Here is a 20,922-nt window from a genome sequence, read left to right as displayed (position 1 = left end):
GAATTATAGGAAAGGGAAAAATACCAAACCTTTCCCCCTTTCCCCTTACCCTTTTCCCGACTTCTCTTAGAAGTCTAATGTATAAGTCCTACTTTCTTGCTGATTTTGAGTGTAAAGCTACTCCCAATGAGTGTTTGACTTGGGATTTCACCGCTTCAACAATGGCATCGGCATCAATTTTGGCAGCATGAAGCAGTTCTTCGGGTGTACCGGAACCTGGCATTTCACTCACCGCTAACTTAATTAGCCGCAGCGGAGTTTCATCGTAACTAGGGCTACTATTAGTACCCGCAAAAACATCCAGCACCGCTGCACCTAACCCCCCTTCTAACCAATGGTCTTCAACAACAACTAAATTCCCCTCAGTATCGCGTGCAGCTTGATGAAGTGTCTTAGCGTCAATGGGTTTGACAGAGTAGGCATCAATGACACGCACCGCGATACCTTCATTTTTAAGACGTTCATAAGCCTTGAGAGCTTCGTGTAAAGTGATACCAGCAGCGATGATGGCGGCTCCATCGCTGTCTGAACTACGGATTACTTTGCTACCGCCAATGGGAAAATCTTCATCAGAGTCATAAATTACAGGTGTGCTTTCTCTCGTGGTGCGGAGGTAGACAATGCCATTGCGATCGCTCATTTGTGCCACTAATTTAGCAGTTTGATTGGCATCGCTGGGATACAGTACAGTACTACTCCATACAGCCCGGAATGCTGCTAAATCCTCCAGTGCCATTTGTGAAGGGCCATCTTGACCAATGGATACCCCAGCATGGGAACCCACTAATTTAATGTTGGCGCGGGAGACAGCCGCCATACGTACAAAATCATAACCCCGACTCAAGAAAGCAGCGAAACTCGACGCAAAAGGTTTGTATTTTCGCACCTGTAAACCCACCGCCGCTGCAATCATTTGTTGTTCCGCAATGTACATCTCAAAGTAGCGCTCAGGATAAGCTTCAGCGAAATCTTCAGCATAAGTGGAATTACTCACCTCAGCATCAAGAACAACTACATTTGGCTGAGCAGAACCCAATGCTAATAAAGCATCCCCGTAGGCTCTACGTGTTGCCACCTTTGCACCTTTGTTATATGTGGGAAGTTGCAACTGTTGGGGGTTACCTATAACAACTGGTTGGGGTTGTTCTTCGGGTTTGTTGACTTGAATTATGATGTGGCGTTGGCCACCCAATTCGGCGATCGCTGCTTTTTCGGCATCAGGTTTGAGTGCTTTACCATGCCAACCACCCAAATCTTCCAAAGAAGCTACACCTTTGCCTTTCTTTGTGCGAGCAATAATTACAGTGGGGCGATCGTTGACACTCAAAGCAGCGTTCAAACATTGGTCAATCTCCTGAAAATTATGACCATCAATTTCCATCGCTTGCCAACCAAAAGCTTTAGCACGTGCAGCATAAGCTTGTATGTTCCAGCCCAATTCAGTCTGACCCCGCTGCCCTAAACGATTGACATCGATAATAGCGATCAGATTGTCTAAGCTGTAATGCGAGGCATGGTCAAAAGCCTCCCACACAGACCCCTCAGATGTTTCACTATCACCAAGCAACACCCACACATGGTATGGTAACTGGTCTAAATACTTACCTGCTAAAGCCAACCCTACACCAATTGGCAATCCTTGTCCCAAAGAGCCGGTGGCCACATCAACCCAAGGTAAAACTGGCGTGGGATGGCCTTCCAAGCGACTGCCTAATTGCCGCAGAGACATTAATTCTCCATCGCTAATTACCCCCGCAGCTTTATACATGGCATACAACAACGGTGCGGCGTGTCCTTTAGAGAGAATGAAGCGATCGTTATTAGGGTTATCTGGATTTTTAAAATCGTAGCGCAGATATTTAGAGAGTAAAACTGCCATCACATCCGTTGGTGACATAGACGAAGTAGGATGACCTGAACCAGCAATAGTCGTTGCGCGAATACTATCAACACGCAACTGTTGTGCTAACTCATGCCATTGCTGTATTTGCTCCTGTATGGCCATAGTGGTATTCCTAAATTAAAATCAAGGTTATTGCAGCGAATCTTTGATTTGTATTTGGATGAAATGAGCTAATGCGCGCTAAAAAAGCATAACTACTCGTGGTAATCGTTGACTGTCAACCCTCAACAACCAGTAGCGAATCAATAGACTTCTTGCATAAGTCGGGAAAAGGCGAAGGGGGAAAGGGTAAAGGTTTTGTATTGTCCCCTTCCCCTTTAACCTTTTCCCTTTTCCCAACTCTTGCAAAAGTGTTTTTTGCAAGAGGTCTAATGTGCAATTTTTATGTGAAACAGCTTAGAAGTTTAAAACTAGCTTCAAATAATTTAGATATGGAATTCTACAATCAGATAAAGATTAAATCTCTAATTTTTAACCATTTGGAATTGGGAGTTAAAGGATTTTTATGCAAACTATGGTGTAAAAGCTTCAGAGATTTATTTCACTCTCCCTGGGTTTAATTTAGAAATAAGGAGTGGCGATCGCTTCTTTCTAATGGAGTAATTAAGTTTATTTCTCAGGATATATAACAAGGAACTGGGGACTGTTGACTGTTCACTGTTGACTGCTGACTGTCAACGGTCAACGGTCAACAGTCTTCTGTGAAATATTTTTTACTTGGAAGTCCCTTAACCGTCAACAGTCAACACTATGACTGACTCTACGATTTCAAAGCATAATAACTGACTAACTAAGTAGATAAACTTAATTAAACATAAAACAATAGTAGGGTGTGTTGTCGCAAAGCGCAACGCACCTCACATTGATATAGTAGAATCTATAGAGGTGCGTTAGCCTACGGCGTAACACACCCTACACTTATTTACATCTACATCTTACGTTTTTTTTGGTTGAGCTACTTATTAGTTTGATACTTGTTGTTCTGCTACCGTCACCGCTTCATTTTCTTGAGATTTGGGGAAAAATTTCTGAGATATCCAGTTAGTCAAGATGTGGGATAGTAATCCCAGAGGGCCAGCAAAAAAACATAAAGCTAGGGAATGAATTGTCCAAATACCTATTTTTTGACCTTCTAAGTATATCCAGCGACCAACAAATAAATCCATCACTAAATAATGAACCCAACCCGTTGCTGCAACTTTTTCATCTGCAAAAAGTCGGGCGACATTTGCTAATTCCAAATTTGAAAAATCTTGCGCGTTTTCTGGCGTAATGCTGTTAACAAACAAATACAAATATACCCCAGCCAACAGCACAAAAGGTAGATATGATGCCATTATTCGCTGCGTCACCTTCCAATTTGGCAATAAAATCATTAAAGTCCAAAAAGGCAAAACGAAAAGATTCGCAATATTAAATATTTGGGAAATAGTCATAGTTTTGTGAAATGGAGGGTGGGGAGATGGGGAGATGGGGAGATGGGGAGATGGGGAGATGGGGGAGATGGGGAGATGGGGGAGATGGGGGAGATAGGGGAGAAAAATTGCTACCTTGTCCCCCTTGTCCCCCTTGTCTCCATACCCCATGCCCCATGCCCCATGCCCCATGCCCCATGCCCAATTAATTTATAAAGCTACAAGTTGAGATTCGATTTCTGAGGATTTTAAATCGCGACCGATGAAAACTAAGCGGGTTTGTCTGGGTTCTTGTGGTTGCCAGGGGCGATCGTAAAATTTATCAAATCTGGTTCCCACACCTTGCATTACTAGGCGCATGGGTTTGTTTGGTACTGCTACGAAGCCTTTAATTCGATAAATTTCTTGTTCTTGTGCCAATGCTTGCAACTGCTGTTGCAGCTTTTCTGGGTCAAAGGCACGATCCAAAATTAAATTGGCAGAGATAATTTCTTCATCGTGGTCGTGGTCTTCTTCGCTGTCGTGATGACTGGGGCGAGAGTCTAGGTTGTCTTCCACAGCAGCCTGGAATCCTAATAATATAGATGCATCGAGTTGAGAGCGATTACTCTCCACAATCTTCACCACTCTGGGCAACTCTTGTTTAACTAATTCCTCGACTTTGGCTTTGGTGTCAGCGTCTACCAAGTCAGTTTTATTCAACACCACTAAGTCTGCACAAGCAAGTTGGTCTTCAAACAACTCTTGCAAAGGTGTTTCGTGTTCTATACTATCATCAGCTTGTCGCTGGAGAGCGATCGCCTGGGGATCGCTGGCAAATGTCCCTGCTGCTACAGCCGCACAATCAACTACAGTAATCACCGCATCCACTGTGGCTGCGTTGCGAATTTCCTGCCAGCGAAAAGCTTTCACCAGCGGTTTCGGTAACGCCAAACCAGAGGTTTCAATCAAAATACAATCAATGCTATCTCGCCGCTTAATTAGCTCTTGCATCGTCGGATAAAACTCTTCTTGGACGGTACAGCATAAGCAGCCGTTAGTTAATTCAAAAATATTGCTCTCACCCCCACCATCCTCAGGGCAAATTTGACAGGATTTCAATAATTCGCCATCAATACCGAGTTCGCCGAATTCATTCACCAAAACTGCAATCCGCCGTCCTTGGTTATTTTGTAGCAGGTGGCGAATGAGACTTGTTTTTCCACTACCTAAAAAGCCTGTAATTACTGTGACCGGAATTTTTGCAGCCATATTTTGCCTGGTGTTTTCAGTATCACAAGTTTTACTATTTATCAACTTAGATACTGAGATTATCCTGAGTTTAAATCTTGACTCAGTTATTTTAAACTGAAATTCTAGAGTCAGACACTACAACTCAAAAATAGACATATGCCCCATACTCAATTCTCTTTCTCAAGAATGATTCTCTATTTTGTGGCATAAATTTAGTGAATGCGGGCGATATGTACATAACAGCGTCGATCATCACCAATTGACTTATGAGTAACTCCACTTACCAGCTAGACGATTTCACTTTAACGTTACCAATTTCCCAAACAGCTCGCATAACTGCCGGGCAATTTGCCAATGAGCAGCCAAATTCTCGAAAAGCAGAGCAAGTCTGGCTGAATACTCTAGCTGTATGGGTGGTCAATGACTATTTGCAAATGATGGATATTCCCACTAATCTCGCAGCTAGTGATAGTTGGAATCCCATCATGCGCCTGTGCGAGGATGTGGCTGACTTAGAAGTGCCATCAGTCGGTCGCCTGGAGTGTCGTCCGGTTCATCAACACCAACAGACATGTTCCATTCCTGCTGAAACTTGGGAATCACGAGTGGGCTATTTAGTAGTTCAATTTGATGAATTGTTCCAAGAAGCCAAGCTACTTGGTTTTGTACCTAGTGTGGCAACTGAAACACTACCTTTGAGACAATTACAACCATTGGAAGCATTCATCGACCATATAGCCAAACTCCAACAATCTCCACTAGTGAATTTAACTCAGTGGTTTGCTGGTATATTTGAGACTGGTTGGCAAAGTGTTGAATCTTTGTGGAACCTGCCAGAATTTAGACCAGTTTATGCTTTTCGCAGTCCTGAAACTCTAGAACTAAATACTTCAAACCGAGCAGAATCAATTACTAAACGTGCAAAACTGATTGATTTGGGTATCCAAATTCTCAATCATCCGGTGATGTTGATTGTGGAAATCAGCCCCGAAAAGGATCGACAAACCAGTATCCACCTCCAGTTACACGCAACTGGGAGTCAAATTTACTTACCACCAGGAGTTCATCTTACCGTTCTAGATAGTTCTGGAGCGGTGTTTTTAGAAGCTCAATCTCGAAAATCAGATAATTATATTCAGTTACAGTTTCGTGGCGAACCCACAGAAGAATTTAGCGTTAGGGTAGGATTAAACGGTGTTAGTATTACTGAACATTTCCGGATTTAAAACATCTAGCTATCTTCCCTCTTTGTCGGTAACTTATTAAGTAGTCAATTGATTAATTAAAAATTCAAATCGCCTTTTTGGATTTTCAAAAAATTTTTGTAGACACTTGGTGAAGCTTTTCACCAGACATCAGAGGTTGCCGAGTTTGCACAGAAAGAGGGATAGCGACAGTCATGGGTAAATTAGTAGTTCTGAAGTTCGGAGAGGGTAGTTTTGAGCAGGGCTTTGCTGTGACCCTGCAAATTGGTGAAGAACACAAGCGCCCGACAACAGAAGTCACGGGCAAATTACCTCCATTTCCGGAAATGCCCCTCTACTATAGTCATTGGCAGTCTAGTTATCGGCAAATAGGCAATCGTTATCGTCTTCATGCAGAGCAAGTGCAGGTGACGAATGTATCGATGATCCAAGACTGCGAAAATACTTCTCACATTTTACGGGTGCGTTTTAACACCTGGCTCAAAGCAGAAGAGTTTCGCTCTGTAAGAGAAAAATGGTTAGAAAGACTATCCTCTACAGAAGAAGTGCGGGTAATTTTACAAACAGAAAATACTCAATTACAGCTATTACCTTGGCATTTGTGGGACTTACTAGAACGCTATCCCAAGGCTGAAATTGCCCTTTCTTCACCGACTTACGATCGCATCCAGAAGCCACACACTCCCAATCCTTTAGTTAATATCTTGGCCATTGTTGGCAACAGTCAAGGAATTGACACTAAGGCAGATCAAGTTTTATTGCAACAGTGCAACAATGCCGAAGTTTGTTTTCTTGTGGAACCACAACGCAAAGAATTAACTGAGCATCTGTGGAAAAAAAACTGGGATATTCTTTTCTTTGCTGGACATAGTTCTACTCAGGGAAATGGAGAAAGTGGACGAATTTATCTCAATAAAACTGATAGTCTGACCATTGGAGAGTTAAAGTATGCTCTGAAGAAAGCTATTGAAAATGGTTTGCAACTGGCTATATTCAATTCCTGCGATGGTTTGGGATTGGCACGAGAATTAGCTGATTTGCAAATCCCTCAAATAATTGTCATGCGCGAACCGGTTCCAGACCTGGTTGCTCAAGAATTTTTAAAATATTTTCTTCAAGGCTTTGCGAGTGGAGAATCTTTATATCAATCAGTGCGCCAAGCACGGGAACGTTTGCAAGGACTTGAAGACCGATTTCCTTGTGCAACTTGGCTACCAGTGATTTGTCAAAATCCAGCCCAGACGCCCCCTACTTGGGATGAATTAAGGTCTAGAGAAATTGAAGAGATGCCAAACTTATCTCCGTCCATCAAACGCAGATTTAGCATCGCTTTGTTATCCACCTTAGCAGTTACAGCCTTCGTTGTGAGCGCCAGGTTCGTGGGAATTCTAGAAAGTACAGAGATTCCAGCCTACGACCAAATGATGCGATCGCGTCCACCAGAAGAAATTGATTCCCGACTTTTGGTAATCACCATTGATGATGATGATTTGGCGACTCAAAGAAAAAATGGTGAGACTTTAATCGGAGCTTCCATTTCCGAGAAATCTCTCAACAAACTTTTAGAAAAACTCAATCAATATCAACCGAGAGCCATCGGCTTAGATATCTACCGTGATTTTAATGCCAAAGAGCGGGATTTAATTAATCGTTTGCAAAAAACTCCAAACCTGATTGGCATCTGTAAAGGAAGCGATGGCACAACCAACATCAGAGGTATTCAGCCGCCACCAGAAATTCCAAAAACAAATATCGGCTTTAGTGATTTTATTCATGACCGTGATGGAGTTATCCGTCGGCATCTTTTATTCATGAACCAAGAGCCGACATCATTGTGTTCTACTTCCTACTCATTCAGTTTGCAACTGGCTTCGCTGTATCTGAGGTCTTCAGGAATTCGAGTCGAATTCACCCCCGACGGAAATTTGCAACTCGGTAAGACCGTTTTTCCAAACCTCAAGTCTCGTAGTGGTGGGTATCAAAATATTAATGCCAATGGCGGTCAAATCTTACTCAACTACCGTTCTGGAAAACAAGTTGCCCAACAAGTAACACTCACGGAATTTTTATCTAGTCCAGTTAATCCCAATGCATTCAAAGACCGGATTGTTTTAATTGGCGTCATCTCAAGAGGAGATTCTCCAGATACCTGGCCAACACCCTACGGAATTCCTCTAGACGAGCAAATGCCAGGAGTCTTGTTACAAGCACAGATGATCAGCCAAATTCTCAGTGCTGTGGAAAATGGGCGTCCATTGCTGGGGGTTTGGTCGCTGTGGCTGGAAGTAGCTTGGATTTGGTGCTGGTCTGTGGTAGGAGGAATCATAGCTTGGCGAAAGCTTTCACTTCCGTGGTTAGCATTAGTATTGAGCGTTAGCTGTGGTGTTTTATACATATCTTGCTTTGTCCTCTTAATTTCCGGTGCTTGGATACCCTTTGTACCCTCCGCCTTGTCTTTGCTAGCCACCGTTGGCTTAATGTCAATTTATAATTTCAAACCTAAAATTTCGAGTTCAGATAGTTAATGAAGGGGAAGTGGGGAGATGGGGAGGTAGGGAGCAGGGGAAAAGGTTAAAGGGAAAAGGTTAAGGGGAAAAGGGAAAAGGGAAAAGGTTAAGGGGAAAAGGGAAAAGGTTAAGGGGAAAAGGTTAAAGGGAAAAGGTTAAAGGGAAAAGGTTAAAGGGAAAAGGTTAAGGGGAAAAGGTTAATGGTTCGACAAGCTCACCAACCGGGAAAAGGTTAAAGGGAAAAGGTTAAAGGGAAAAGGGAAAAGGAATAAATTTAATCTTTCCCCTTTTCCCCTTGCCCCTTTCCCTTTCCCCTGGAGCACGTGGAGCCTCTTCTGACCCATGCCCCATACCCCATGCCCCATGCCCAATTCAAAATTTTATGAGGTAATGTTTTTATGAAGTGTAATTTACAATCAGTAAAATTATTTTTAGTATTAGCTTTGAGCTGCACCGGTTTACTTGCTAGCGAGACTTTGAGTTTTGGTCGGGAACTGAGAGATGGTTCTCATTCTAAAACCATCGTTGCTCAAACTCCACGCTTTGAACAACCTCCAGTTCCACCTGGCCCCCCTCCAGGAGGACGCGTCCGTGGTGGGGCTACGCGAGGAAATGGAACAGCATGTGCAGCTGTTAAACCCGACCTGACGGCTTTAGTACCATTTACTGAGGAACCTAATGATGTGGTTAATGTTTGGTCACAAACGACGTTAGAACGTCCAACTTGGTTTTTCTATATGCCATATACCAAAGACATGGCTCATGCAGTGGAATTAGTGCTGCAAGATGGGGACTCTAACCAAGTCTACAAAAAAGCGATCGCTCTGAAAGATCGGCCAGGAATTATAGGGGTTTCTCTACCTAGCACTGCTCCGGCTTTGGAATTAAACAAAGAATATCGTTGGTTTTTTAGTGTTAACTGCGATGAACAAAAAAATGCTCCCTGGACTTACGTTGAAGGGGTAATCAAACGAGTAGACCTCAACCAATCAACACTTAAAGATTTAGAAAATGCAAATCCTTTACAGCGCTATACAATCTATGCCCAAAAAGGAATATGGCACGAAGCACTAGCAATACTGGCTCAACTGCATCAACAAAATCCTCAAGATACCACACTCCAAGCACAGTGGCAGAATTTACTAGGTAGTATCCGCTTAGATGATGTTGCCAAAGAGCCACTTTTGTCAATAGAGGGGAGTCGGGAATAGGGCATGGGGCAGAAGAGGCTCCAGGGGAAAGGGAAAGGGGCAAGGGGAAAAGGGGAAAGATTAAATTTATTCCTTTTCCCTTTAACCTTTTCCCTTTAACCTTTTCCCTTTTCCCTTTTCCCGGTTGGTGAGCTTGTCGAACCATTAACCTTTTCCCCTGCCTCAAGAGCCTCCCCAGTTCCCTTGTCTCTCATACTTAAAAACTAATTAATCATCCTCAAGTTTTAGTAATTGTTCATCAATAATTCGTATCCGTCCTTGCACTATTTCTTCTGAAAGAATTCGCTTTCTTAATGCCTCATTGAGCGCTCCTTTTTCTGCTAAAAGTAAACGGCGACGGATGGCATCGATTTTACTGAGATCGCCATTTTTTGCTTCCAAATCTTGAGGACGGCGGTTATAAATTTCTCGTACTGCTTTTTCGGCTTTGGCTATTCGCACCTGATAAGCTGAACGCATTTCTTCATAGACGGCTTTTGGCAATACTCCCGATTTCAACAAGTTATCTAACTCGTCTTGTGCAGATTTACTTGTCATCAACTCGGCTTGTAATTCTTCAATTTGTTGCTGAAGAGGTGAAAATTGAGATAATTCTAAGCGTTTGACTACCCAAGGCAAACTCAAACCTTGTCCTACTAATGACACCAACACACTACCAAACACTAAAGCAATGAGGATTTCTCGCCCTGGTAGTGTGGTGGGTAAGCTCAATGCCAAAGCCATTGACAGTGAACCTTTAATATTGCCTAAAAATAGTAAATGTTGCCAGCGTAGGGGAATTGGGCGGTCAAACCAACGAATTCCTAATAGCAAAGGATAGACTGTAAGAAGTCGCCCGACTTGATAAGCTAAAACTGCAAATATAATCGCCGGTAAAGTTTTCCAAAGTATTCCCAGGTCTATTTCTACACCAATTAAGAGAAAAATAAAGGTGTTAACAGTAAAACTCGCATATTCCCAGAAACTCAATAATGTGATGCGACTAGAAGCAGAAGTATTGCGAGAAAGTCCTAAATTACCAAAAATTAATCCTGCTACAACTACAGCTACAGCACCGGATACACCAAGAGATTGCCCTACTTGAAAAGTGCCTAAGGCAACTGCAACTGTTAGCAAAAGACTGCTGAGAGGATCGTCTAAACGAGCAAATACAGGTATGGTTAAATAACCCAAAATTAACCCAATAATGCAACCTCCCAGAGAAATAAATAACAGTTGTTTAATTCCTTCTAGAAAAGTGATTGAACCAGTGGAATATACTTGCAAAATTAAGTTGAAGGAAACTAAAGCAGCAGCATCATTAAATAAGGTTTCTCCTTCCACAATGGTGGAAAGTCTAGAAGGTACTGGTATTTCCTTAAAAACAGCAATCATGGAAACTGTATCAGTGTTTGCCAAAATTACACCGACAAACAAGGCTGGTATCCAACTTAGTCCCAGTCCAAATTTCAAGAGGACGGCAATAATTCCACTGGAAATTATAGCCCCAGGCCCAGCTAACAGGGCAATTGGTTTAAAGGTGCTGCGTAGGCGGCTGACATCTGTATTAATACCAGCTTCAAAAATGAGAATTGGCAAGAAAAGGTTTAAAACCAGGGTTGGATTTAAACCAAGGGGACGAGACAACAATTCAGTGATTGGTAAACCCGCCAATACTAAACCAGTGACATAAGGAATTCGTAATTGCCGAGACAGCAAAGCTACGACTGTAGCCACAAGCAAGAGAATAATTGAAATTTTGACTAATTGAGTTACATCCACTATTACTTTCTGAAAATTTATTTGAACAATAGCGATCGATATCTCATCTTAGAGGATGTGCGATCGCTCTGAAATCTACTTTTGAATTTTCTCATAAGTAGGTCAATCTTAAAAAAGGTAACATATATAGCAATTTTATTTCAGCTATAGTCTACAGAGGTGCGTTAGCCTACGGCATAACACACCCTACATTTATTTATTGACATCTACGTATGACGTTTTTTTAGGTTGAGCTACTTATAGGAATCCGATTTTATTAGTGAAAATCTTTGTGTAGATAGGGAACAGGTAACAGATAAGAGTCAATAGGGTTCGGATAAGCAGTATAGACTTCTTGCATAAGTCGGGAAAAGGGGAAAGGGGGAAAGGTTTGGTATTTTCCCTTTCCCCTTTCTTCTTTAACCGAACCGTATTGAGAATCAAGTTAGATGTGTATTATTTTTTTTCAAAAATAAAATATGAATTCTATATTTTATTTTTGAAATTATACGACGTAGTCTTTAATTTTCTAAAAAACGAAATAGCCTATTGTTTATATTTCTGACAAAAATGGGAATAATAAACACAGTAATGGTTATATTTATGAGTTTTTTAAACAAATTGAACTGGAATATTCTGCGTAAAAATTCTCAAAATAGCTCTGGAATATATCCACCCAATAATAGCCAACAAACTGTAGTCCAATCACGCCATCAATCACCTGCCAAAGCCAAGGGGGGCATAGGCACTAAACTTATTTGGATAACCATACTTATAGGGATTCCTGTTGGTGTGATTTGGGTAGCGAACTTGCCTTACGCAGTGATTCGCCGTCCGGTGGTACAAAATGCGCCTGTTTTGTTATTACCTAGCTATATAAATGTGGATCATCACTATCGACAGGCGTTAGTAACAGTGGAACAGGCTGAACAATTGATTGAAAAAGCTACCAGTCCAGCTGATTTGGCTTTGGGAGAACAAAAGCTACAACAAGCACAAAAACATCTCAATGAATTACCAACTTGGTTTGTCAGCGATTTGTCTGAATATAGATATTGGTGGTACGATCGCCACTTTAGCATCTATGGTTTTAATGCATCTCGTCGTTTAGTTGGGCAGCTAGAAGCTAAGGTTTTTCAGGAAAAGAATGCTCAAACTTTGCTCGCAGATAATATGCAGGCTTTATTAAATGCAAAACAGCAATATCAACAAGCTACAACAGTCAGCGATCGAAAAACTGCGATCGCTACTTGGCAAACAGCACTAAATCAATTAGAGCAAATTCCCAGTCAAACCCTAGCAGGAAAAACTACACGCAATCAACTAGATGACTACAAGCGTGAGTTTAAGGAAGTTGTGGGACTGGCCGCCGGTAATGAACGTATCAGTGCATTAATCACCGCAGCCCGCCAATTTTCATGGCAAGCCGCCAAAGCTGGTCAAAATCCGCCACACCCTGTCAGTGAATGGCGACAAATAGAACATTTATGGGAAGAAGCTATTGAACGACTCAAAGACGTTCCCACAAATGATGTGGCTGGTTATGCCCAAGCACAGGAATTACTAGCAATTTATGAAAGTAATTTAGGTCAAGTTAAAGTCAGACGGCAAGCCGAAGCTGATGCTGTGGAGGCTTTGTCAGCAGCGCAACGAGAAATCGAAAACTTATTAGCTTCCATTCCTGACGATTCTCAAACTCTAGACCGCAATCGTGTCAGCAGCCAATTGCAAAGTATTATTAATCAATTAGAAAAAGTCCAAAATGGTACAACGGCATATCTCAAAGCTCAAGAGTTACTACTATCAGCCAATAATAAACTCAAGCAGTTGCAAACTAAATAAAACGGACTATTGATATGAGGAGTTATTCTTATCTCCCTTGTCCTCCTTGTCTTTTTTCCCTCCATCTCCCCATTTTTTATTGCGTGGGTTGGGAACGTCGAATTTCTTCCACCTGACCAACTTCAAAAATTAAGGTAAATCGTTGCCCCATTTCTCGTTCGATAAATTCTTCTAATAGCTCTACTTGTCGCGGTGTGACTGGTTCCCTTGCTCGGACGCTCAAGCGTACTTCTGGGGGATTTGTTAACCAGTTGGTATTGCTGTTAAGCAACTGTAATCGCGTAAAGGTGATGGTACGGTTCAATAATGCTTTTCGCAGGCTGGTTTCTAGTTGCCCTTGTCGCACGAGTCGCGCAAAGCTGACGCCCAAGGGAATTACCAGGATTGCTGTTAAAGCCATAGTCCAAATTAAGGGACGATGTGCCCGCGCTATTGAGGTGTAACCTGCTACTGAGAATGTCACCATACAGGAGAGGGCAATACCGAGTAAGTTAGTTAGGTAAAGTAAGGTTGCTCCGAAACTGAGCGACCAATTTCCTTGTGCTAAGCCTAAACCAATGACGCAAATCGGGGGCATGAGGGCAACAGCGATCGCAGTTCCCGCCACAGTACCAGAGATTTTTGGTTCGATTTTGCCGTAGCCACTTATACCACCAGCTACTACGGCAATTCCCAAATCTAATAATGTTGGTCTGGAACGAGCCAGGATTTCACTACCATATCTGGGCAACCCCAGCAGCCAACCCAAAGAACAAGCGATGACTACCGCTAATAACGTGCCAATTGCTACAGAATTACTCCCTTGCGAAATAAGGTAATATCTGCTTGTAAAGCACCAAAAGCTAAACCTCGAATTGGCAACATTAAGGGAGCAATAATCATCGCGCCAATAATTACAGCTGCACTGTTGGACAATAAACCAAAGGTGGCGATGGCGCAGGAGCTAACAATTAAAATTATGTAAGCTGAGTCTAGGGTTGATTCTGCCAGCAACTCTGTTTGTAGCTGTTGGAGTTTTTCTGGTTGGGAACCCTGGCGACGGAAATTTTTAAATCGGTCTCGAATGTTATTACCCAAGACCTTCCTCCTTAAATATGCAGTTAACTGTTAAGTCTTCTTGCTTTGCTCATTAAAGTCTGACATTAATTTCATGTCATCTAAAAATAGTTACAAGAGTATAAGTACAAAATTTGACTAGGAATCTTCTTATGGTACTTGAAGGTGGGATTGCCGAGGAAGCGATCGCAAACAATCTCAAGCAATTTCTTTTAGTGCTTTCGGTGTCTTTGGGTGTGGCGACACTACCGCAGATATTTAGCTGGTTCCGCCAGATACCTTACACGTTGCTATTGGTGATTGTTGGCTTATGGTTGGCATTTTTTGATGTGCGTTTGGTGACCCTTTCCCCGGAATTGATTTTGTTTATTTTTTTACCACCACTATTGTTTGAAGCTGCATGGAATTTAAAGTGGTCGGAACTGAAACGGGATTTAGTGCCAATTTGCTTGTATGCAATTTTGGGGGTGGTAATTACAATAGCAGGCGTGGCGATCGCTTTGAATCAAGTTGTTGCTGTTTCCCTAACCACAGCTTTACTCATCGCAGCCAGTCTCTCTGCTACTGACCCTGTTTCCGTCACCGCCTTGTTCCGCGAACTAGGCGTAGGTAGTCGTCTTGTCACCTTAATGGAAGGCGAAAGCTTGTTCAATGATGGCATGGCGGTAGTTGCCTTTGGTTTTTTGGTATCGTTTTCTTTGAAAACTGTAGAATTAGAATTTCAGCCAATTTTAGTTGAGTTTTTCACAGTTGTCGGCATTGGGATTGCAGTAGGAAGTTTTATTGGGTTTGGTATTTCCTACCTTACCCAGCGCTTCGATTTACCTTTAGTAGAACAATCCTTAACTTTGGTTTCCGCTTACGGTACCTACCTGATTATTGAAGACTTTGGTGGTTCTGGAGTTATTGGCGTTGTCACCACTGGTTTGATTTTAGGTAACTTTGGCTCTCGTATAGGAATGAATCCCCGCACCCGCGTTATTGTTTCCGAATTTTGGGAATTTTTAGCGTTTTTTGTGAATTCCATTGTGTTTTTGTTGATTGGCGACCAAATACGCTTTGCTAGTTTGGCAGAAAATTTGCAAATTATTCTGGTGACAGTGGGAGCAATGATTTTGATGCGGGGAGTTGCTATTGTGCTTTTGAGCAAATTCAGTACCAGCATCACCAAATCCGAAATTTCTCTACCAGAGCAAACTATCTTATGGTGGGGTGGACTGCGGGGTTCCGTTTCCATTGCTCTAGCATTGAGCGTACCGACAATACTACCAGAGCGAGAAAAAGTCATTGCTACGGTTTTTGGGGTAGTATTATTTACTTTGCTTGTGCAAGGATTGACCATTAAACCTTTGCTGAAAAAACTCAATTTGTTGGGTGATGCACCCTTACGCGAGAAATTTTTAGAATTGGTAGCTCGTTATGTTGCTCTAGAAAGAGTCATACAACATCTGCAAGCAGATAAACGTCCTGGGATTGACCCAGAATTTCGGCGTTATCAGGAGAAACTCATCCAAGGTGAGTTTGCAAATTTAGAGACGAAAATCTACAAATTACAAAATGATTATCCCAATCTTCAAAACTTTACCAACGAACAATTTAGAGGAGAATTGTTGGCAATTGAAGCAGATACTTATGCAGAATTTGTTAAGTCTGGACGGTTAAATAAAGAACTTGCTTCTTTGTTGGAAGATGTTTTACAAAATGGAGATGAAAAACAAGACGGGTAATAGGGGTTAACGGTTCATTGAAGACTAAAAGTATATGGTTGTTGACTGTTGACGGTTCGCAGTCAACAGTTTAAATTGCTATAATTGACCGTATTTTTCTAAATTGTCCTTGATGATATTTCGTAACATTTTAGCTAAAGTTCCACGTTTGAAAAACCAAAGAACATTGAGAGCAGTACGGGTAAAATAATCATTGATGGATTGATTGATTAACCGAGGAATCACAACATGAATGCGTTCTTGGATTTGTTTTTCTAGAAATTTAAAGTTTTCTTGTGCATATTTAGGCCAAGGCGGGAGGTTAACTTCTTTTTTGGCAGAACCCACTAGAGGAATAATTGGCAGAAAAATATCTGATTCTCCTGTTTTTTCAACTTGGAATTGCGGGTGATTTTTCAGTGTTTCTGGCCAGCCATCAAACAGTGAATTAGAAGCTGGTAAGACAAAATATTTTTGGAGAAATCTTTGGCAATTACGCCTACCAAGCATATAGTCGTGATGGCGAAATTCCTGGGAGAGAAAACCACCGAAAGCATTTAGGCTACCACAAGCTAGAGGTTTTCTATCTTGGCGGTCGCTACGTTCGGGAGCAATCAAAAAGCGACTGTAAACATCTTCATCTAAGGCGAGAATTAATTCATCTGGTTTGAATCGATTTTGATTGATAAAACTCCTAAAAATTCGCAATACTAAGTTGAGTAAATTATTACCTGGATTCACTGCATCCACATCATTGGGAAATGGATCGATTAACAAAGTAGCTCGGTTTGCTTGCTCTCCATCACGGGGATTTCGCTGTTGATTACCTCGCAACGCCAAGCGAACAAGTTCTATAGGTTCGTTGCTAATAATCCCGCCATCTACTGTGACAAACTCATAGGAACCTTGAGTTAATAAATCTTTATCAGGACTGATACAGCGATACTCTGAACAAGTACCCGTTAGTATTGGGTTGCGAACAGGTATTTCCCACTTGCGTTTTTCGTATTCATCGATACTACTACGTTGGAGTTGACGAGGAGGAAATCCTACGGGGAACGCACTGCTGGCTAATGCTGAATCAACTAATAGTTTCCAATTACTGATATCAATTTTATCTGGATTGAGAGCGATCGCACCTTCAACATCACTACTTTTGTCACCGATGGCAAAATGCATAAAATCTGCATGTTTAACCATATAATGTCCCTTAATGCTGGAATTAGTTCCTTGAGATTTAATGACATAAGGAACGCCACGCAAGTTAGTAATACACAAATAAACCTCAAAGGGATCGTCAATATAAGGTCGTTTTTTACCTGTAGATTTTAATTGCAGAACATCTTCTCCAAGCTCATCGAGAATAGTAGAATCGAGAAAAGATAAAACAGGAGCTTTCGGATCGTCTAAATCCTGAGTCTTTAAAAGTTCAGATACATCTATTCTTTGTACCCAACTTTCATAAAGTTTATTCTTCACCGGATTGTTCACCGGATAGCCAATTACAGGAGTGATATCGCTATATAGTGAAGATGCTGTAATTGCAGCAACAATAGCACCTGCTGATGCTCCAGACATGGCTTTAATGAAAACATCGTGGGGTGGAATTTCCCATTGTGCAAAATCATCACCATACTGCTGTTGTTGCTTTGCTTTTTGTTCGTACCATTGATCTAAAGCTTCAAAAAGAAAGTCAATTACGCCAGAAGTATATGCACCGGCTGAAACAGCACCAGCCATAACTAAACCAATGTCAAAATGCCGTAACTTATTGTCCATAGATAAATTCCCTGGTGTTAAAAAATCAGAATTCAGGAGTCAGGAGTCAGGAGTCAGGAGTCAGGAGTCAGGAGTCAGAATTCAGGAGTCAGGAGTCAGAATTCAGGAGTCAGAATTTAGGAGTCAGAATTCAGGAGTTAGAAAAATTAAAGAATCAGAATAAAATTTGATGAATAAATATAGTCCTACTAAATCATTGGTGATAAAAATCCATTGTCTATTGCCTATTGCCTCTTGCTTGTTGCAAAATCACATCGCTGGCTTTTTCGCTAATCATGTATATTGGCGTGACAATAAAAAATCCAGGAATAAAAGGAAATACAGATGCATCTACCACGCGTAAATTCTGCGTTCCATAAACTCGGAAGTCACTGTCTAAGACTGCCATTTTGTCATCTTTATGCCCAATTTTACATGTCCCACAGGCGTGGTGTCCCCAAGCTTCATCTTTGATAAATTGCTTAATTTCATGTTGTTCATCTATATTTTTATTTGGTAGCAATTCTGCTTTTGTAAACAACTCAGTGCGTTTTGTCAAGCGTCTCACAAACTCCACTCCCTCAACAACGGATAATAAGTCTTGTTCGTTGACATCATTACCTTCATCAAAGTATCTAAAATTAATTTCTGGAACATCTCTAGGGTCAGTTGTTCTCAGTGTTACTGAACCTGCTGTGTTGTTGGTGTGAGCTTTGAGTATCGCCCAAGTGAAATAATTTTTATATTTACCAATGTCTTCGGAATATTTGAGAAAATAACCTTTGAAAAAAGCTGGTAGTCCAAAAATAAATAAATCTGGTTCTGTTCTATCTTTATGGGATTTTTTGATAATCCCTAACACCGCTCCATTAGTTACATATACACCTGATTTGGAACGATTCCATTCTAATAAACAAGTATCATTAATTTTCTCTGCTGGTTGTGGTTCGGTAAATGTACAATTATCAAGAATGCTAAAGTTTTGATTCATTTCACTGACCACACCAACTTCGTAACGATCCTGTAAATTATGACCAACTCCCGGAAGATCCACGCGGACTTCTATTCCTAAGGTAGTCAATTCTTCTTTCGGGCCGATTCCAGATAATTTGAGTATTTGGGGAGTGTTGAAAGCACCGCCAGACAAAATGACTTCTCTATTTACAAATACTGTGCGGCTAACTTGAGAGCTATTTTCTGTTTTATCGGCTTGAGGATCTGCACGATATATGTGTTTTCCGTCAAGATATTCTACACCGATGGCAGTATTATTTTTATCGAGTAAAACTTTGGTTACCAATGCATGAGTTTTCACGATTAATTTATCGGGAAATTGGCGTTCGATCTCCCGAATATATTCCCTTGTACCAGTGCGTTTTCCATCCTTCACAGCAAGTGGAACAGAAAACACACCTTCACCACTGACTTTGGTAATTTTCCAGTCGTTGGGGTCTAAAAGTGTGTCTAAAAACTCCAAAGGATCTTTTTGGCGGAGTTTAAGAAAAGCTAATATGTTAGCCAAGAAACTTTGAAAAATTATTTTAATTACTTGGGGTAAACTTTTACCTTGTTCCGCTAAAGCTTGAATTGCAGATTTAACGATTACTTTTAGAAGTTGTCGATCGCGCACAACTAATTTAGGATCTGCTAAGTTAGTTGTGAGCCAGCCATCAAAACCGTGACGAGTAGGATTATCATTAGGGTTGATGGGGCGATCGAGATAATTGCAGCGCTCTAGCCTTTCAAAATACTTCCGCATATTATCGCTGTTCCAGGAAGCATCTTTGGTGATTTCTGCAATTTTGTCCCAATCACTATTGTGAGGATACACCGTAATCATCGCATTATGGGCAGTACATCCCCCCAACGTCCCGGCTCGCGGATATAGAATACCCTGATGTTCTGGGCTAAACTTAGAATCACGCTGCTGCTGCTTTTCATCCGAGTAGTGCTTAACAAAAAAATCCCATCTCAAATCCTTATCTTCCGTGGCCCGCGCATGAAACGCCGGTACTGAATAAGTGTATCTTTCTGTATCTTTCCCCTTTTCATCCCGTAAAGGATCGCCACCTGCTTCTAACAGCAAAACCTTGTAACCTGCTTTTGCTAAATTCGCAGCTACCGGGCCTCCTCCAGCACCCGAACCAACAACAATATAGTCATATTCAGTTTGTGTAGTCATAATTTTTATTAATTCAAATACATCAAAAAAATTTTAATTTGAGATTTTTAATTGATTCTATGGGCGATTAAAATTTAAAATTTACTTTCTCTCTTTTCAATTCTTATCTTTGCGCCTTTGCGACTTTGCGCGATAAAATTATCCATTGTGTAAAGTAAAAATGCCATTCATCGCGTCTCTACAAACATGCTGTTTCGATTTAACGATCGCGGAATCTTTGATGTCTGAAAAATAGTTGATTATCACCATAAAATGATGATGTGAATTCCGATGTGGTTTCAATGTGTCCGATGACTTTAGCTTTTTGACGATTGTTATTTTCCTCTGTAACATCTTCTGGGCTAACACCGTAGACAGTATATAAAGATGTTCCAGATGGAATTGTAGCCAGGTCTTTTCTAAAGTCATGTGGCGTTTCCAGAAATTTGATATTTGCATTAGGAACAAGAAATACTTGTGCGGGATAACGAGGTTGATTTTCTTGATGACCGTGTTGGTCAATTTTTCCTAAATCTTCTAAATAAAGTTTTGTAGGATATTTGGTAACTCTGGTAAATATCAAATTGCTGATAATCGGCCCAAGACTTTTAGCTACAGGAACGATATTTGATAATTCATTGGCGAAGAAATTATAATTTTGGCCTTGCCCAACTAAAGATACCAAAGCTGAGAAATTTTCCGAAGGATTTCCATCCACAAATAACTTAATGGCTAGACCAGGAGCAAAACCGCGATCGCTCGGTTCTCCTGTTACAGATAATCGCAAAAGTCCGTAGTCTGCTCCCTTAAATAAACCGGAAAATAAAGTATTATTTGCAGAAATAAACTTAATTTTTGCCACACTCCCGTGGGCATGAATCGCCTTTTTCCAATTATTAGGAGCTTCGTCTAATTGACGATCCATCTTAGTTTTGAGAGCAGTGAAAAATAAACCAACAATATCAATTTTCCTCAAGGGAGGAAGTTCATCATATTGCGACTTGAGAATTCTAGAGTTCCACAAAAAATCCTGTTTTTGACCAGCTTTCCATAACTGATAATCATCAGGCAAAGACCCCAAATCTTCGGCATGATGCCAAAATTTCCGAACTTCTTCTAAGTGTTCCATGATGTTTGTGTGATTGGGGACTGGGGAGATGGGGAGGTGGGGAGTCGGGGAGGGGG

At 41.2% G+C, this 20,922-nt stretch carries 14 protein-coding genes; 6 read left to right on the top strand and 8 right to left on the bottom strand.

What is annotated here, in order from left to right; all coding sequences use genetic code 11:
• Nucleotides 1-88: 88 nt before the first annotated feature.
• The gene (locus tag VF06_RS30095; RefSeq protein WP_099071104.1) at nucleotides 89-2,005 is read right to left on the bottom strand and encodes a transketolase; all 1,917 of its coding nucleotides are present in this window, start codon (nucleotides 2,003-2,005) and stop codon (nucleotides 89-91) included.
• Nucleotides 2,006-2,865: 860 nt separating this feature from the next.
• Nucleotides 2,866-3,339 carry an ABA4-like family protein gene (locus VF06_RS30085; protein WP_099071106.1) on the bottom strand — a complete coding sequence of 158 codons (474 nt, stop codon included), beginning with the start codon at nucleotides 3,337-3,339 and terminating at the stop codon, nucleotides 2,866-2,868.
• A gap of 26 nt (nucleotides 3,340-3,365) precedes the next feature.
• Here VF06_RS30085 and VF06_RS41450 point away from each other — a divergent pair, with 26 nt between their 5' ends.
• On the top strand, nucleotides 3,366-3,527 hold the full coding sequence (locus VF06_RS41450; protein WP_180267777.1) for a hypothetical protein: 162 nt from the start codon (nucleotides 3,366-3,368) through the stop codon (nucleotides 3,525-3,527).
• A 1-nt stretch (nucleotide 3,528) separates the two neighbouring features.
• Here the strand turns inward: VF06_RS41450 and cobW are convergent, their stop codons facing one another.
• Nucleotides 3,529-4,569: a cobalamin biosynthesis protein CobW gene (cobW, locus tag VF06_RS30075; protein WP_099072196.1), complete on the bottom strand. Its 1,041-nt coding sequence runs from the start codon at nucleotides 4,567-4,569 to the stop codon at nucleotides 3,529-3,531.
• A 248-nt stretch (nucleotides 4,570-4,817) separates the two neighbouring features.
• Here cobW and VF06_RS30070 point away from each other — a divergent pair, with 248 nt between their 5' ends.
• From VF06_RS30070 to VF06_RS30060, 3 genes are all read left to right on the top strand, one after another.
• Nucleotides 4,818-5,777 carry a DUF1822 family protein gene (locus VF06_RS30070; RefSeq protein WP_099072195.1) on the top strand — a complete coding sequence of 320 codons (960 nt, stop codon included), beginning with the start codon at nucleotides 4,818-4,820 and terminating at the stop codon, nucleotides 5,775-5,777.
• Nucleotides 5,778-5,950: 173 nt separating this feature from the next.
• Entirely contained in the window at nucleotides 5,951-8,281 is a 2,331-nt protein-coding gene (locus VF06_RS30065) for a CHASE2 domain-containing protein (protein ID WP_099072194.1), read from the top strand.
• 380 nt (nucleotides 8,282-8,661) lie between these two features.
• Nucleotides 8,662-9,474, top strand: coding sequence for a DUF928 domain-containing protein (locus tag VF06_RS30060; RefSeq protein ID WP_099072193.1), 813 nt, complete (start codon nucleotides 8,662-8,664; stop codon nucleotides 9,472-9,474).
• A gap of 207 nt (nucleotides 9,475-9,681) precedes the next feature.
• Here the strand turns inward: VF06_RS30060 and VF06_RS30055 are convergent, their stop codons facing one another.
• The gene (locus VF06_RS30055) at nucleotides 9,682-11,235 is read right to left on the bottom strand and encodes a cation:proton antiporter (RefSeq protein WP_099072192.1); all 1,554 of its coding nucleotides are present in this window, start codon (nucleotides 11,233-11,235) and stop codon (nucleotides 9,682-9,684) included.
• 582 nt (nucleotides 11,236-11,817) lie between these two features.
• Here VF06_RS30055 and VF06_RS30050 point away from each other — a divergent pair.
• Nucleotides 11,818-13,056: an ATP synthase subunit B family protein gene (locus VF06_RS30050; RefSeq protein WP_099072191.1), complete on the top strand. Its 1,239-nt coding sequence runs from the start codon at nucleotides 11,818-11,820 to the stop codon at nucleotides 13,054-13,056.
• A 76-nt stretch (nucleotides 13,057-13,132) separates the two neighbouring features.
• Here VF06_RS30050 and VF06_RS30045 read toward each other — a convergent pair whose 3' ends face one another.
• Nucleotides 13,133-13,972 (bottom strand): DUF389 domain-containing protein, encoded by an 840-nt coding sequence (locus tag VF06_RS30045; RefSeq protein ID WP_244918241.1) that lies wholly within the window; start codon nucleotides 13,970-13,972, stop codon nucleotides 13,133-13,135.
• Between the two features lie 292 nt (nucleotides 13,973-14,264).
• Between VF06_RS30045 and VF06_RS30040 the strand changes: the two genes are divergently transcribed.
• Nucleotides 14,265-15,839, top strand: a complete 1,575-nt coding sequence (locus VF06_RS30040) for a cation:proton antiporter (protein ID WP_099072190.1) — start codon at nucleotides 14,265-14,267, stop codon at nucleotides 15,837-15,839.
• Nucleotides 15,840-15,917: 78 nt separating this feature from the next.
• Here VF06_RS30040 and VF06_RS30035 read toward each other — a convergent pair whose 3' ends face one another.
• The 3 genes from VF06_RS30035 to VF06_RS30025 form a co-directional block, all read right to left on the bottom strand.
• Entirely contained in the window at nucleotides 15,918-17,597 is a 1,680-nt protein-coding gene (locus VF06_RS30035; protein ID WP_099072189.1) for a patatin-like phospholipase family protein, read from the bottom strand.
• A gap of 217 nt (nucleotides 17,598-17,814) precedes the next feature.
• On the bottom strand, nucleotides 17,815-19,758 hold the full coding sequence (locus tag VF06_RS30030) for a GMC family oxidoreductase (protein WP_099072188.1): 1,944 nt from the start codon (nucleotides 19,756-19,758) through the stop codon (nucleotides 17,815-17,817).
• A gap of 199 nt (nucleotides 19,759-19,957) precedes the next feature.
• Nucleotides 19,958-20,922 (bottom strand): hypothetical protein (locus tag VF06_RS30025; RefSeq protein WP_257208142.1); only part of this gene is annotated, 965 nt, incomplete at its 5' end.

Origin of the sequence: Nostoc linckia z4 (genome assembly GCF_002608075.1) — a bacterium.
Taxonomy (GTDB): domain Bacteria; phylum Cyanobacteriota; class Cyanobacteriia; order Cyanobacteriales; family Nostocaceae; genus Nostoc; species Nostoc linckia.
The sequence above is the reverse complement of the archived record's forward strand: the minus strand, read 5'-3'. Positions and strand labels throughout refer to the sequence as shown.